This is a genomic window from Mesorhizobium sp. WSM4806, from assembly GCF_055811635.1.
On the sequence record NZ_JBVVQZ010000008.1, the window covers coordinates 92,539 to 106,024 of the forward strand.

Sequence of the window (13,486 nt, forward strand, 5' to 3'; positions counted from 1 at the left end):
AATCGAAGAGCAGATTAACCAGCGTCCGTGTCATCATCAGCATGACTGGGTTAGGCTCGGCGGACTTGGCTACCACCACCCGTCCCATCCATATCGAATTTAGGTCATGGGTTGCTGGCGAGACTGGAGGCCTATGTCGAGACGGGCTTTCTGTGCTTCCGCCGCATCTCCAAGCGGAAGTTCATCCATCTGTGATGGTCGAGAATAACGCAAGAGCTATCGCGACACGGGTGCTGATCTATGTGGCACGATACGTCCGGAACGTGTCCGAGACGCGACCTCCATAGCGATGGCCGCGCAAGTCCGATTATGGCGCTCTCTGCTCGTTCAGGAGGCTAAACGAACTAGGCTTCCCACCCAAAGCGGTTGTCTAACCTCGGGGACCAAGCGTCAGGTTTTCACCACTAGCCTGATCCGCGCTTGGCTTCAGGCATCCAGATCGATCAAGGCGATGCCGAGTTCCGGACGTTTTCTGCGGCGCAGATGACCAGGCGTTTCCACCAAAGTGACTTCGAGTGTAGGCCGAACAATGCCATCGAGCAGATGTCCGCCCTTCGTGCTGCCGTCGCGCAATCCGAGCACCGCATGGACGTGAAGGCTGGGCTTGCCGTCGTCGCCGATCGCAACGTCGCCGATCGCGCTGAGCACCTCGCACTGTTCCAGCACCGGGATTTTCCGATAAGTTTTTTCCTCGATGTCGAACCAGCCGACAGTCGCCTTTTCGAAGGCGCCGAGCGCGGTCAGCGAGGCGCCGCCAATATCGTTATCGACAGCGAAAGATGTGAGCGCCGCGAACGCTTCCTCGCCGGGATCAAGCACCACAACGAACGTCCTTTGTCCGGCGCTTTCGGCGACGAGCTGCGATTTCATGATTTCACTCCAGACGCTGTGTCGGCTTTGGGTTGTCATTCGATCGAGAGGTTGAACGGAAAGCTGGCTCGCGAGTTCCCAACAGGTTTGGCTTGGCTTTGAACATCGCAGCGCCGTTCGGCTGTGGCGAAGATGCAGCGGTGCGGAACAAGATTGTCCAGGAAACATTGTTCCCCGCAGGCTATCTCTGAGGAGCGGACGTGGCGCCAACCGAGATCATCGTCAGGCATGCGCTAACGCCGCGTGAGTTCTGGATTGGTCTTGGCCGTGCCTTTGCCGGAGCGTTGATCTTCGCCGCCCCGGTGCTGATGACCATGGAGGCCTGGGCGCTGGGCTTTCACCTTCACCCACTGCGGCTCGCCCTGTTCCTCGCTGTCACTTTGCCAATGCTGGTGCTGCTGCACAAGTACGGAGGCTTTCGTCACACGGTGGCGCTGCGCGACCGCATCGCCGATGCTTTTGTGGCGATACTTGTGGCCGCTGTGGCGGCTACGGCGGTGTTGTTTATTTTCGGCATCGTGACCGCCGAAATGCCGCTACGGGAGGTGATTGGCAAAATTGCGGTGCAAATTGTCCCGGGCAGTCTCGGGGCATCCTTGGCACGCGCTCAGCTCGGCCCGAGTTTGTTGGAGGAGGAGGACATTCCCGAGCCCGGCTACACCGGAGAGCTGTTCCTGATGGTGGTCGGAGCGCTGTTTCTATCGGTGAACATCGCACCAACGGAAGAGGTCGTCCTCATCGCCTACAAGATGGAGCCCTGGCAGGAAATCGCCCTGGTGGTGGTCACCCTCGCTCTCATGCACGCCTTCGTCTATGAGTTCGAATTCCGCGGCTCGCACAGTCCCGAGCCAGGCGCTGGATTCGTCAGCATCTTCTTTCGCTATGCGATCGTCGGCTATGTCCTGGTGATGCTTGTGAACCTCTACATCTTGTGGACCTTCGGCAGGACCGATGGCGCCGGCTTTTCGGAGACACTTAGTGCAGTCGTGGTTCTATCGTTTCCTGGCGCGCTCGGGGCGGCGGTTGCGAGGCTCATTCTGTGACAAGGAACCCGGCAAAAGGCGACAAGCAACAGAAGCAGCAGTCCGATAACAAAGCAAAGACACGCAAACCCGGGACTTCGGTCACGGAGTGGGTCGTGGCGGGCATAAGCTCCGTAGTCCTGCTTGCCGTGCTCGGTTATCTTGTCGTCGATGGCGTGAGCACGCGCGATGGGACCGCCCGGATCGTTGTGGTGCCGCTCGCGGTCGCGGTCACCGAGGGGGGCTACGTGGTCGAGTTCGCCGCTGCAAACAGGGCGGGGAAATCAGTTGCTGCTGTCGAGATCAAAGGTGAGCTCCGCAACGGCGATGAGGTCGTCGAGGATAGCAGCGCTACGCTCGACTATGTCCCACAGAATTCCCAACGGAAGGGCGCGTTGATCTTTCGTCGCGATCCCGAGGCCTATGACCTGCGCCTCTTTGCCATTGGATATAGTGAACCCTGACCAGTCAAAACGCCATGGATGAAAGGGAACTCGGCGTGGATGACGCGGTCAACCGGCCACTGCTTCGCCCTGCTGTAAAAGCGACATGGCTGCAGAGAACCAACACGGCCGGTGCCTCCGAGAATGATGTGCGTGGGCGATCCTTTCGCACCCTATTCCTCTCTATTCCTCCGGGGCGGTGGCAGGAGCCGTATAACGGCGACGCACCGCATCCAGAACGTGCTTGCGGCTTTCCTGCGCCGAGAGCATTTCGTCCTTTTCCGCCTCGGCGGTCTCGCGCGCCAGATCCTTGTCCCTGATCTGTCGGCGAAACCATTCGGAATAGTCGCCGGCGCGCAGGTGATGCTCCCAGGTTCTGTCGTCGATGCCCTCGGCAATCTGAGCGAAGATCATCAGGTTGTGGGCCCGGAGGTTCATCGCGTTGTCGGGACCTCTGAAATAGAAGCTGCCGGCCTCGTCGAGTTGACCTTCTGCATATTTGCGGCTGTGACGCTTGAGCGACTGGCGCGGCTCGATCGCTTTGACCATGGCAATTTTCTTGCGGGCTTGCGGCCGCCAGAACAGCACACGCTCGCCTTTTGGCGAGGGAATATCCTTTGGCGGCTTGGTGTCCGTCTCCTGACAAAAGGCCTTGATGACATTCTTGGCCTTGGGACCGAGCGCAATGACGGCAGTGACCAGACGCAGGGCGTCGGTCGAGATCGCTTCCGGATGAACGGTGATCAGGACAGTGCCCGGCAATTCCAACGACAGGATGGCGCGCGTGTCGTCGCGCCTCTTGGGCAGAAGATGATGCGCCTCGTCGATGACCAGCCAATGCGGCCTCGCCGTACGGTAGCGGAAATTGCCAAGACCGGGGAGCAGGTCGGCAAAGAAGCCTGGTCGCTCGTTGACCCGCAACGCCAGCCCGTTGACGACCACATTGGTGTCGGGCTTTTCGATCAGGTCGAGCACTTGTGCCTTTGTCGGTTCGCTTGAGGCATCGCCTACCCGGACGGCGCCTTCGAGGCCATCATAGTCGCCTTCCGGATCGAAAACGCAGAATTGAAATCCGTTCTCGACGAAGCGTTCCGTCAGCGCGGTGGCCAAGGTGGATTTGCCGATGCCGGAGCTTCCGGCGATCAGAACCGTGTCGGTCGGCGTCAGATAGACTTCGTCGCCGCCGACCGAACCGAGAAGGATGCCGTCACGGGCTTTTCGGACAAATTCCCGATCACGCTTTACCAGCTTTTCGATCAGTTCCTCGACGCCCTTTCCACGTGCGCCGCGCGTTACAAGATCCGCTGTATCCTTGACCGCCGCAAGGGCGTTCTCGACAGCGACGCTGCAGCCGCAGGCCCGCAGGAACGCATGATCGTTTTCAGCATCGCCAATACCGACCACATTGTGTGGCGACAGCTTGAGGTCCTCAAGTGCGGCTGCCAGCCCGGCTGCCTTGTTAATGCCGGTGGGCAGCACCATCACCGCGCCCTTGTTGAAGATGATTTCCAGCTCCAGCCCGAGTTCCTTGATGACCTCAAGAACTGTTGCCTGGTGTGGTTCCCAGGTCGCGACGATCGACCGTCCGACTGAAAGCGGCTTGACGCCGCGTTTCTTCAAACTGGCGACAAATTTCGGCGCCGGCGCCGGTGAGATCGCACGTTCTTCCTCGCTGGCAGGCGTGTAGATCAACGCCCCATTTTCGGCGACGACCTTGTCGAACACGCCGAGTTCGGGAAAAACCCGCTTGAGGTCGGGCAGTTCGCGGCCAGTGACGAGGATGAGCTTGCGGCCACTTTTCTTGAATCGTTCGAGGGCTGCAAGCGTCTTTTCGACTACGATCCCATCGTGCGCCAGCGTGCCGTCATAGTCCGTCGCCAAGGCAATGAAATACATCTGTCGACCATTTCATATCTGAGATCGCCGCTACCTCCGCCACAGGCGAGAGGTCCACGATGATCGAGGCAGTGCGGGCGACACGTTCTCAGTAGCCGCCGATGATCGGCAATATCTCGCCGGTGATGTAGCTTGAACAATGCGGCGAGGCGAGGAACACATAGGCCGGCGCGATTTCCTCCGGTTGCGCCGGCCGTTTCATCGGTGTGTCTGCGCCAAATTTCGAGACGTCGCCGGCTTGCTTGTCCGACGGGTTGAGCGGGGTCCACACCGGGCCTGGCGCCACGCAGTTCACCCGAATTCCCTTTTCGATGAGGTTGCCGGACAGCGCGCGCGTGAAGGCATGAATGCCGCCCTTGGTCATCGAATAGTCGACCAGCTGCTTCGAGCCCTCGATGCCGGTTATGGAGCCGCTGTTGATGATCGCCGAACCAGGCTTCATATGCGGAACGGCCTCCTGCGCCATGTGGAAATAGCCGTAGAGGTTGGTCTTCAGCGTCGTGTCGAAATGCTCCTCGGTCAGCTCACTGAAGTCGCTGGAATGGACCTGGAAAGCGGCGTTGTTGACCAGCACGTCGATCCGGCCAAATTCCTTCACCACCTTAGTCACAGCCTTGTGGCAGTGGTCGCGTTCGCTGACGTCGGCCTTGACCAGCGTGCAGCGCCGGCCCTCGGCTTCGACGGCCCTCTTCGTTTCTTCAGCATCCTTGTCCTCGCACAGATAGACGATCGCCACATCGGCGCCTTCGCGCGCATAGAGCACGGCCACGGCTCGGCCGATGCCGGAATCGCCGCCGGTGATGACGGCCACTTTGCCGTCCAGCTTTTTTGATCCGATATAGAATGGCGCGTCGTAAAGCGGCGCCGGCTCTATCGCCCACTCATGCCCTGGCTTCGGCTGGTGCTGCTCGGGAAAGGGCGGCTCGGGATATTTGCGTGCTCCGGCCTGCATGGCGCCTTGTTGCTTGCCGTTGCCCTTCGTTTTGTCCTTGGCGTCGATGCCGCGCTGGATGTGGCGTTGCTTGGCGGCCTCGCCGGCGATTTCCGATTTCCTCTGCATGGCTGTCTCCTTGGCTTGGAGAACGAACAACGCATGTCCGGCGAAAAAGTTTACGCGACGGCGTCATTCCTTCGGCAACGAATCCAAACGCCAGGAAATCGACGGCGTGTACTGCGCAACTGGCAACGAATGATGCGGCCGGACGTTTGGGCACAAGCGGTGTCCGAGAACCTGAAGGCGCGCTGGCCAAGCAGAAGGTATTCCGAGGCTGGTGACCTGACGATTTCCCGCTTGTCGGCCGTACAGGCGATCTTCTGGATCGCGCCAAGGGAGAGGAAAATGGCTGAAGATCATGCCAAACCAACCGGGCCGGATCTGGTCGAGGGTATCGCGTTATCCGACCTTGCCGACGGCGGAAAGCTCCTCGGCCATTGCGACGAAGAGCCGGTGCTGCTGGTGCGCCGCGGGGCCGAGATCTTCGCCATCGGCGCGACATGCACACATTATGGCGGGCCGCTCGTCGACGGTCTTGTGGCGGAAGACACCGTCCGGTGTCCCTGGCATCACGCGTGTTTTGATTTGCGTACAGGCGAGGCCTTGCGCGCGCCTGCTTTCAGTCCACTCGCGTGCTGGTCGGTGGAACAACGCGATGATCGGATCGTCGTGGGCGAGAAACGCAAGCGGACGGCGTCCAAGCCGCGCCCTGGCGGCTCCAGCCAGGCTCCCGAAAAAATCGTCATTGTCGGTGGCGGCGCCGCCGGTTTCGCGGCGGCAGAAACACTGCGGCGCGAACATTATCAAGGCAGCATTGTCATGCTCAGCAACGACGAAGCGCCGCCGGTTGATCGGCCCAATCTTTCCAAGGACTACCTCGCCGGCAAAGCACCGGAGGATTGGATTCCGCTGCGCCGAGAAAGCTTCTATTCGAAGAACGGCATCGACCTGCGCCTCAATGCGGATGTCGCCAGCATCGATACGCGTTCTGGCGAGGTTGTGCTCGCGGACGGGGCCCGGACTGCCTACGACAGGCTACTCCTGGCGACCGGAGCCGAACCGGTTCGCCTGACCATACAAGGCGCCGACCAGCCACATGTTCACACGCTGCGCTCGTTCGCAGACTGCAAGGCGATCATCGAGCGAGCCACGACTGCGCGCCGCGCCGTCGTGCTTGGCGCCAGTTTCATTGGCCTGGAGGTTGCCGCGGCGCTGCGGTCGCGCTCGATCGAAGTTCATGTCGTGGCGCCGGAAAAACGGCCCATGGAACGGATCATGGGTCCGCAAATGGCCGACTTCATCCGCGCCCTGCATGAGGAGAATGGTGTCGTATTCCATCTCGAGGACACTGCGAGCAGCATCGACGCCAGCGAGGTGAAACTCAGCGGTGGCGATACATGGGCGGCGGATCTCGTCGTCGCCGGCATCGGCGTGCGACCGCGGACAGGGCTTGCCGAAACGGCGGGGCTCACCCTTGACCGCGGTGTCGTCGTAAACGCCTTTTTGGAGACGAGCGCACCAGGCATCTTCGCGGCCGGCGACATTGCGCGGTGGCCGGATCCTCACAGTGGCGAGAACATTCGGGTCGAGCATTGGGTGGTTGCCGAGCGGCAGGGGCAAACCGCGGCCCTCAACATGCTCGGCCATCGCCAGAAGTTCCTCGCCGTGCCGTTCTTCTGGAGCCAGCACTACGATGTTCCCATCAACTATGTCGGCCATGCCGTGCAATGGGACGAGATCGCGATCGATGGCGACATCGTTGCCAGGGATTGCCTGCTCCGCTTCAAGCGCGAAGGGCGCACGCTGGCTGTCGCTTCGACCTTCCGCGACATCGAAAGTCTGGGGGCCGAGGTGGAAATGGAGCGCCAGACGACCTAGCCCGGATATCTCGAGCGAAGCGCACGCTGTGCGGCCGGTTCAGTCCCGGCGCGCAAGGATCCAGTCGGTCGCCGCCGCGAGATCGGCGACGGTTGCGGTCGGGCGCGGATCAAACCGTTTCTCGTCGCCGTGCCGGTATTTGCCGGTCCTCACCAGCAATGCGCCCGACAGTCCGGCGCTTAGCGCGCCAGCTATGTCGGCCTCGGCGTCGTCGCCGACCATGATCGCCTGGTCTGGCGGACAGTCCATGCTTGCCAGCGCCGACAGAAAGAATTCCGACGACGGCTTGCCGAGAACGTTTGCGCGTTTCAGCGAGGCAAATTCCAATGCCGCGACGAATGGCCCGGCATCGAGGCTGAGCTCGCCGTCGGCATCCCGAAACGTCCGGTTGGTGGCAAGGGCCAGCAATTCGGCCCCGGCGCTCAGCTCGCGGAACGCGTCATTCAACGCCGCATAGGTGAAGGCGTCTCCGGCATCGCCGACGATGACGGCGCGCTTGTCGCGATCCGGCAGTTCGCAAAAGTCCGGCGCAAGGCCGGGGTGAATCAGCAAATATGGCGCTCGGCCATTGCGAAGCAGCCAATCGCGTGCAGCGTGCGCCGGGGTGAAAACATCTGCCCTGGTAACGGTGAGTCCCATCGCCTGCAGACGTTCGAGAACGCTCTGTTTCGACGAGCGCGTGGTATTGCTTATGAAGCGTATGGCCAAGCCGGCCTGGCGCAAACGCGTGACGGCGTCGATCCCGCCTGGTATGGCGGTCTCGCCATCATAGATGACGCCTGCGAGGTCCAGCAGTACACCTCTTGTCATCGGTCCAGCATGACCACGAGTCTGTCAGGCGTCAAATCCGGAACAGGCCATGGTTGTTCCCCTTGGATCAGGGGGCAGGCACATGCGATAGCCGAGATCACTGCCACCATCCGGGGAGGGCCGTTCGTGCGGCTTGGGCCAGCGTCGCGATCGCCTCGTCGGGAACCGAGCTGTAGGGCCAGAGCAGTCGCGGGCCAAGCGGCGCCCAGCCGCCGGCCGCCGCCATCGCTTTGTCGAGCGCCGCATCGCTGACGTCATAGCGAGCGCGAAAGGGCAGTACGTGGGTGGCGAGAAAGGCCTGGATGCGCGTCTCGACCTCGGCAGCGGCCGCCACGTCGGTGCGGATCGTCTGCCACCACATTACCGCGCCCTTAGGGCTAAGACAGGCGACGTTGGAGTAGCTGCCATGCGCTCCCTGGGCAAATCCCGTCGCCAGCGTATGGCCGGGCACGAAGACCGAAAATCCCGGCAGTTCGCGGCGCATGTCGGCGTACCAACCGGCGTCGCCGCCCGGCAATTTGGCGCCGACCAGCGACGGCACCGCTGCACGCAGCCTGGCGATGGCTTCGAGCGTCAGGCGGCGCTTGGCATGCGGTGGATTGTAGAGCACCAGCGGCATGTCGGGCGCGGTCTCGCAAAGGCCGCCGACGAAGCGCATGACCTCGCCGTCGCTGGGCGGCCACCAGTCGGGCAAGGTGAATTGCACCGCGGCCGGACGAATCGCCGACACCCGCATCAGCCGCTCGCGCGCGACGCGCGGATTGGACTGGCTGATGCCGATCTGGAAGGGCAGGCGCGCGCGGCCGGCAATCGCGGCCACCAGGGCGCAAAGCCGGTCGAACTCGGGCTCGGTCTGGCAGTGGAATTCGCAGGCCGTGCCGTTGGAATAGATGCCGTCGACGCCTGATGCGCAGAGCCGGGCGATCGTTTCCTCCGTCGCTTCCCAGTCGATTGCCCCGCGATCGTCGATGGCCAGCATCACCGCGCCCCAGACGCCGCGCGGCGCGTCTGCGGGCAAGTGGCTCGGGTGATCGTCGAGCTCAGGGCGCATCGGCGATCTCGTGCTCGCGGCGCGTTTCGTTCGACGCAAAGGCGGCCTCGATAATGGCGATGATCTTGCGGCCATAGGCGCCGTCGACCGGCACCGGCTTGTCGTCGGCAATGGCATCGCGCATCGCGCTCCATTCGCGCACCAGCGCGGCATGCATCCAGTTCGGCTCGAACGAGCCGGGCAGGTCGGTCCAGGCCGTGTCGCGGCCAAGCATCGTGCCGCGGTCCATGTCGATGCGCAGCGTTGCCTGCTCGCAGACCAGGTCCATGACGTAGCCGGCCGCGCCATTGCGATAGCCGACGCTCTGCACCTGGCCGAGCCCGCCGCCGGCGAAGCGCAGTCCGAGCAGGGCGGTGTCGTCGGCTTCCTGATCATGGGACATGGCGCCAAGCATGGCGCTCACCGACACGACGTCGTCATCCATGAGCCAGACGAGGCGGTCGAGCGCATGGATGCCGGCCGTCAACAGCATGCCGCCGCCGGTGGCCTTGCGCAGATGCCAGTCGCGGCGATTGTGCTCCATCCACAGCTTGATGATCCAGCTCGATCCGACGAGCGGCCGGCCGAGCGTTCCTTGCTCAAGCATTTGCCTGGCCGCCATGCAAGGCAGCGCGAAATGCATGAGATGGGCGACCATCAGCTTGACGCCAGCAGCGGCCACGGCGGCGTTGATCGCATCGCAGGCCGCCGCCGTCGGCGCCATCGGTTTTTCCAGCATGACGTGCTTGCCGGCGTTCGCCGCGCCGATGGCCATTTCGGCATGGAGATGGTGAGGACTGGCGATGAGGACTGCCTCGACATCCTTGTCGTCGAGCAGCTTGCGCCAGTCGGTGTAGCCGCGACCACCATGTTCGCTGGTGAAGGCGGCCAGGGCATCGTTATTCCCGCGGCACGATGCGACGAGATGCAGGCCCTGCACCTGCTTGATTGCCCTTGCATGGGCGGCGCCGAAATCGCCCGCTCCGATAATGCCTATTCCAATCATCGTCCTGCCTTTTCATACGCGGCGTCGATCAGCGACATCGCCGCAACATAGTCATCGACCGAAGTCGCCGGCGGCGCTTTTCGAGCCAGCCGGTCGAGCGTGTCGCTCATGCACAGGCGGTAGCGCGTCGCCGGCAATTCGATCGGCAATTCGATGATAGCGCCATCGTCGAGCGTCGCACAGAAGGCGCGCTCGCCATAGTCGATGAGGGTCGCATTCTCACTGACGATACGCCATTCGAAATCGCCGCCGGGGCGCATCGAAGCAAAAGTGTATCCGGCCTCGACGACGAACAACGCTCCGGCAGCGTCTTCCAGCACAAGCAGCGCATGGTCCTCGACCGGGGCGCGGTGAATGCGGTTCTCGATCGAAACGGTTTTTAGCCTGAGCGCGCCGGTTGCCAGGCCGAGCGCGGCATTGACGCCGTGTATGCCGAGGTTCCTCAGCGCGCCGCCGCCAATGATCGCCGGATCCACCACCCAGGCGACGCCGTCGGCCGCATAGCGCTGCGGCGGGCCATTAACCAGCCGGAACTGGCAATGCGCAACCGCACCGGCACGGCCTTGGCTGCGCAGCCGTTCAAAGGCAGTGGCGGCCGGCCCAAAGCGGTTGGGCAGGGGAACGCTGACAAAGGCCTGGTGCTGCCTCGCCAGCTCGCTGAGCGCGGCCAACCCTGCGGTGCTGCTGGCCGCCGGCTTTTCCAGGATCAGCGGTATGCCGGCTTCGATCACGGCACGGGCCCGCGCCGGCACCGTCGAAGGGTGTCCCATCAGCAGGATCGCGTCCGGCGGGCCGGAGAGGATTTTCGCAAAATCGGCGATGAACGGCAAATGATGGCGCGTCGCGAAGGCGCGCGCATGCTGCGCGTCCTCATCCCAAATGCCGGCAATCTCGGCGCCGCAAAAACGTGCAGCGTCGAGATGCATTTCGGCGTGCCAATGGCTTGAGCCGGCCAGGACGACTTTCATTCAGCGTGTAATCCTCTCGCTTGCAGGATATCCTACAAGTCGCTATGCTACAAGCATCGACCGCTTTGCGACGCGCCAGCGGCCGCAATTGCAGCGGCGCTGGGAGAAAAATGCCGGAACCCAAGTTGAGCTCGGAACCCAAGTTGAACCCGGACCAAAAATCGATCGAACCGCTGGCCCGACCGCCGCTGCTTCACGTCAGCGTGCAGGAAAGCCTGAGGAAATATATCCAGAGCAACCAGCTCAAGGCGGGCGACCCCTTGCCTCCGGAGACCTTCCTGGCGCAGCGGCTCGGCGTCGGCCGCAACTCGGTGCGCGAAGCGATCAAGGCGCTGGAGTCGATCGGCATTCTGGAGACGCGTCGCGGCATTGGCGTGTTCGTCAAGGAATTCTCGTTCAAGCCGTTGCTGGATAATCTGGCATACGGCCTGCAGGATTCGCTGCGCGACGTCGAGGAACTGCGCGAGATCCGCCGTGTCCTTGAAACCGGCCTGATCGCAAAAACCATCGAGATGATCAGCGCCGAAGACATCGCCGCGCTGCGCCAGCTGACCGAAAGCATGCGGCGGCGCGCCGAGCGCCAGGAGAGCTTTGCCGAAGAGGACCAACAATTCCATCAGTTGCTGTTCCGCTGCCAGAACAATCACATGTTGAGCGCGCTGATCGACATCTTCTGGGTGGCGTTCAACAAGGCCTCGAATTTCACCAGCCTCGACAATCCGACGCCGCTGGCGACCTGGCGCGACCATCACGAGATCGTCGAGGCGGTCGCCGCCAAGGACGTCGACCGGGCGCGCGAGCGCCTCGACGACCACTACACGGGTATTCAGCAAGTGATCGCCAAAAACCGGATTACCTGACCCAACGCCGAACTACCTGACAATGCCAAGGGAGGAAACCATGCGCATCAGAACTATAGCTCGTCATCTGGCCATCACCGGGCTGCTGCTCGGCGGCATTAGCCTTGCCACCAGCGTCCAGGCACAGGGCGCCAAGACCATCACCGGAGGCTTCGATGTCGGCCCCGGCGGCTTTCCCAAGAACTTCAATCCGTTGGCTGCGACCGGCGGCTTTACCTGGCTCAGCACCTATTTTGAACCGCTGGTCATCTACAACGCCGAACTGACCGAACTCGAAGGCGATCTGGCCAAGGACTACAAGGTCAGCGACGACAAGCTGACCTACACGTTCAACCTTGCCCAGGAGAGCTGGCACGACGGCAAGCCGTTCACATCCAAGGACGTCAAGTTCACGCTTGAGCTCGCCAGGAACAAGGCCTCCGGCAGCCTGTTTGCCGCGCGCCTCGGCGACATCGCGTCGGTCGACGCGCCGGACGATCGCACCGTGGTCGTCAAATTGTCGAAGCCCAACGGCTCCTTCCTGTCGATTCTCTCGCAGGTGATGATCCTGCCGGAGCATGCCCTGGCCGCGATGCCGCCGGAAACGCTGGCCACGAGCACCTGGTGGTCCACGACGCCGGTCGGCACCGGCCCCTTCAAGTTCAAGCGCTATGTCAGCGATCAATATGTCGAACTGGCCGCGGATGACGACTATCGCGGCGGCAAGCCGAAGGTCGACGTGCTCATCAACAGGTATTTCGAGAACCCGGCGGCGGCCGTTGCGGCGCTGCGCGCCGGCGAAATCCAGTTCACCTATGTCGAGCCCGACGACGCGGTAACCTTCAAGAGCGACAGCAATTTCAAGGTGATCGAGGGCGCCTCCTATGTGGTCAACTACATCGGCCTCAACCAGAAGGTCGAGCTCTTTAAGGATGTTCGCGTGCGCCAGGCGATCATGTACGCGATCGATCGCAATGCCATCATCGAGAGCCTCTATGGCGGCGCGGCCAAACCGGCCAATTGCGGCTACGTCGCGCCGCACCTGCTTCCCGAAGGTCTCGAACCCTATGCCTATGATCCGGCCAAGGCCAAGGCTCTGCTTGCCGAGGCGGGCTGGGACAAGATCAACGGCGACAAGCCGATCACCTTGCTGACCTATTACGGCTCGCCGCAAGCCGCCAACGTGATGGCTGCCATCCAGTCGATGCTGGCCGAGGTCGGGATCAATGTGGTGCCGCGCGTCGTCGATACGCCGACTTATAACGGCATCGTCTACAAGGAAGGCACGCCGGACTGGAACGCGTTTGCGATGGTCTATGCCGGCCTGCAGAACGGTCCCAATCCGGCCGGCATCAGCCCGGGTCTCAACAAGTCCCAGATTCCGCCGGCAGGCTTCAACACCATGCGCATCGAGTTCGATGATCTCAGCGCCGCGTTGGACGCTGCGCTCGCCCAGACCGATCCGGCCAAGATCGACCAATCCTGGCAGCAAGTCTGCAAGGCGATGAACAAGGATCTGCCCTGGGCGACATTATGGGTGGCCAACCGCTATGGCGTAGCCTCCAACAAGCTACGTGACTTTGTCTGGACGCCGGCGCCGGGCGGCGGTCCTTATGCGGCTCACCCGGAACGCTGGGACATCCAGTAAAACGGCTGGCGGGCCATTCCGGCCCGCCAATGATACGGGCCGGCACGATGCCGGCTCCGCTCACCATCGCCACGGACAGCCA

Annotated in this window: 12 protein-coding genes; 5 read left to right on the forward strand and 7 right to left on the reverse strand. The window is 62.3% G+C overall.

The window, feature by feature from the left end:
* Positions 1 to 426: 426 nt before the first annotated feature.
* Positions 427 to 870: a PPC domain-containing DNA-binding protein gene (locus AC0L2M_RS14340; protein WP_023801352.1), complete on the reverse strand. Its 444-nt coding sequence runs from the start codon at positions 868 to 870 to the stop codon at positions 427 to 429.
* A gap of 284 nt (positions 871 to 1,154) precedes the next feature.
* Between AC0L2M_RS14340 and AC0L2M_RS14345 the strand changes: the two genes are divergently transcribed.
* Positions 1,155 to 1,913, forward strand: coding sequence for a TIGR02587 family membrane protein (locus AC0L2M_RS14345; protein ID WP_245277751.1), 759 nt, complete (start codon positions 1,155 to 1,157; stop codon positions 1,911 to 1,913).
* The gene (locus AC0L2M_RS14350) at positions 1,910 to 2,356 is read left to right on the forward strand and encodes a TIGR02588 family protein (protein WP_023801355.1); all 447 of its coding nucleotides are present in this window, start codon (positions 1,910 to 1,912) and stop codon (positions 2,354 to 2,356) included. The genes AC0L2M_RS14345 and AC0L2M_RS14350 overlap by 4 nt, the downstream gene beginning before the upstream one ends.
* 162 nt (positions 2,357 to 2,518) lie before the next feature.
* Here AC0L2M_RS14350 and AC0L2M_RS14355 read toward each other — a convergent pair whose 3' ends face one another.
* Together AC0L2M_RS14355 and AC0L2M_RS14360 are read right to left on the reverse strand one after the other, a co-directional pair.
* Positions 2,519 to 4,231, reverse strand: a complete 1,713-nt coding sequence (locus AC0L2M_RS14355) for an HAD family hydrolase (protein ID WP_128167988.1) — start codon at positions 4,229 to 4,231, stop codon at positions 2,519 to 2,521.
* Between the two features lie 88 nt (positions 4,232 to 4,319).
* Positions 4,320 to 5,291: an SDR family oxidoreductase gene (locus AC0L2M_RS14360; protein WP_023801357.1), complete on the reverse strand. Its 972-nt coding sequence runs from the start codon at positions 5,289 to 5,291 to the stop codon at positions 4,320 to 4,322.
* Positions 5,292 to 5,570: 279 nt separating this feature from the next.
* Between AC0L2M_RS14360 and AC0L2M_RS14365 the strand changes: the two genes are divergently transcribed.
* On the forward strand, positions 5,571 to 7,103 hold the full coding sequence (locus tag AC0L2M_RS14365; protein ID WP_473535187.1) for an FAD-dependent oxidoreductase: 1,533 nt from the start codon (positions 5,571 to 5,573) through the stop codon (positions 7,101 to 7,103).
* A 39-nt stretch (positions 7,104 to 7,142) separates the two neighbouring features.
* Here the strand turns inward: AC0L2M_RS14365 and AC0L2M_RS14370 are convergent, their stop codons facing one another.
* The 4 genes from AC0L2M_RS14370 to AC0L2M_RS14385 all read right to left on the reverse strand — a co-directional run bounded on the left by AC0L2M_RS14370 (position 7,143) and on the right by AC0L2M_RS14385 (position 10,917).
* Entirely contained in the window at positions 7,143 to 7,913 is a 771-nt protein-coding gene (locus AC0L2M_RS14370) for a TIGR01458 family HAD-type hydrolase (RefSeq protein WP_473535188.1), read from the reverse strand.
* A gap of 97 nt (positions 7,914 to 8,010) precedes the next feature.
* Positions 8,011 to 8,964, reverse strand: coding sequence for a dihydrodipicolinate synthase family protein (locus AC0L2M_RS14375; RefSeq protein WP_473535189.1), 954 nt, complete (start codon positions 8,962 to 8,964; stop codon positions 8,011 to 8,013).
* Complete coding sequence (locus AC0L2M_RS14380) at positions 8,954 to 9,949, reverse strand: Gfo/Idh/MocA family protein (protein WP_128167993.1); 996 nt, start codon at positions 9,947 to 9,949, stop codon at positions 8,954 to 8,956. The genes AC0L2M_RS14375 and AC0L2M_RS14380 overlap by 11 nt, the downstream gene beginning before the upstream one ends.
* Positions 9,946 to 10,917: a Gfo/Idh/MocA family protein gene (locus tag AC0L2M_RS14385; RefSeq protein ID WP_473535190.1), complete on the reverse strand. Its 972-nt coding sequence runs from the start codon at positions 10,915 to 10,917 to the stop codon at positions 9,946 to 9,948. The genes AC0L2M_RS14380 and AC0L2M_RS14385 overlap by 4 nt, the downstream gene beginning before the upstream one ends.
* A gap of 110 nt (positions 10,918 to 11,027) precedes the next feature.
* On the opposite strand from AC0L2M_RS14385, the gene AC0L2M_RS14390 reads away from it, so the two are divergent.
* Together AC0L2M_RS14390 and AC0L2M_RS14395 are read left to right on the forward strand one after the other, a co-directional pair.
* Entirely contained in the window at positions 11,028 to 11,777 is a 750-nt protein-coding gene (locus AC0L2M_RS14390; protein ID WP_473535191.1) for a FadR/GntR family transcriptional regulator, read from the forward strand.
* Positions 11,778 to 11,817: 40 nt separating this feature from the next.
* The gene (locus tag AC0L2M_RS14395) at positions 11,818 to 13,404 is read left to right on the forward strand and encodes an ABC transporter substrate-binding protein (RefSeq protein WP_473535192.1); all 1,587 of its coding nucleotides are present in this window, start codon (positions 11,818 to 11,820) and stop codon (positions 13,402 to 13,404) included.
* The last annotated feature ends 82 nt before the right edge of the window (positions 13,405 to 13,486 follow it).

Bases quoted from the DNA above. Each gene is read 5' to 3' on its own strand.
- AC0L2M_RS14385 (WP_473535190.1), bottom strand. From the start codon at position 10,917: ATGAAAGTCGTCCTGGCCGGCTCAAGCCATTGGCACGCCGAAATGCAT.
- AC0L2M_RS14365 (WP_473535187.1), top strand. From the start codon at position 5,571: ATGGCTGAAGATCATGCCAAACCAACCGGGCCGGATCTGGTCGAGGGT.
- AC0L2M_RS14370 (WP_473535188.1), bottom strand. From the start codon at position 7,913: ATGACAAGAGGTGTACTGCTGGACCTCGCAGGCGTCATCTATGATGGC.
- AC0L2M_RS14375 (WP_473535189.1), bottom strand. From the start codon at position 8,964: ATGCGCCCTGAGCTCGACGATCACCCGAGCCACTTGCCCGCAGACGCG.
- AC0L2M_RS14360 (WP_023801357.1), bottom strand. From the start codon at position 5,291: ATGCAGAGGAAATCGGAAATCGCCGGCGAGGCCGCCAAGCAACGCCAC.
- AC0L2M_RS14355 (WP_128167988.1), bottom strand. From the start codon at position 4,231: ATGTATTTCATTGCCTTGGCGACGGACTATGACGGCACGCTGGCGCAC.
- AC0L2M_RS14340 (WP_023801352.1), bottom strand. From the start codon at position 870: ATGAAATCGCAGCTCGTCGCCGAAAGCGCCGGACAAAGGACGTTCGTT.
- AC0L2M_RS14395 (WP_473535192.1), top strand. From the start codon at position 11,818: ATGCGCATCAGAACTATAGCTCGTCATCTGGCCATCACCGGGCTGCTG.
- AC0L2M_RS14380 (WP_128167993.1), bottom strand. From the start codon at position 9,949: ATGATTGGAATAGGCATTATCGGAGCGGGCGATTTCGGCGCCGCCCAT.
- AC0L2M_RS14390 (WP_473535191.1), top strand. From the start codon at position 11,028: ATGCCGGAACCCAAGTTGAGCTCGGAACCCAAGTTGAACCCGGACCAA.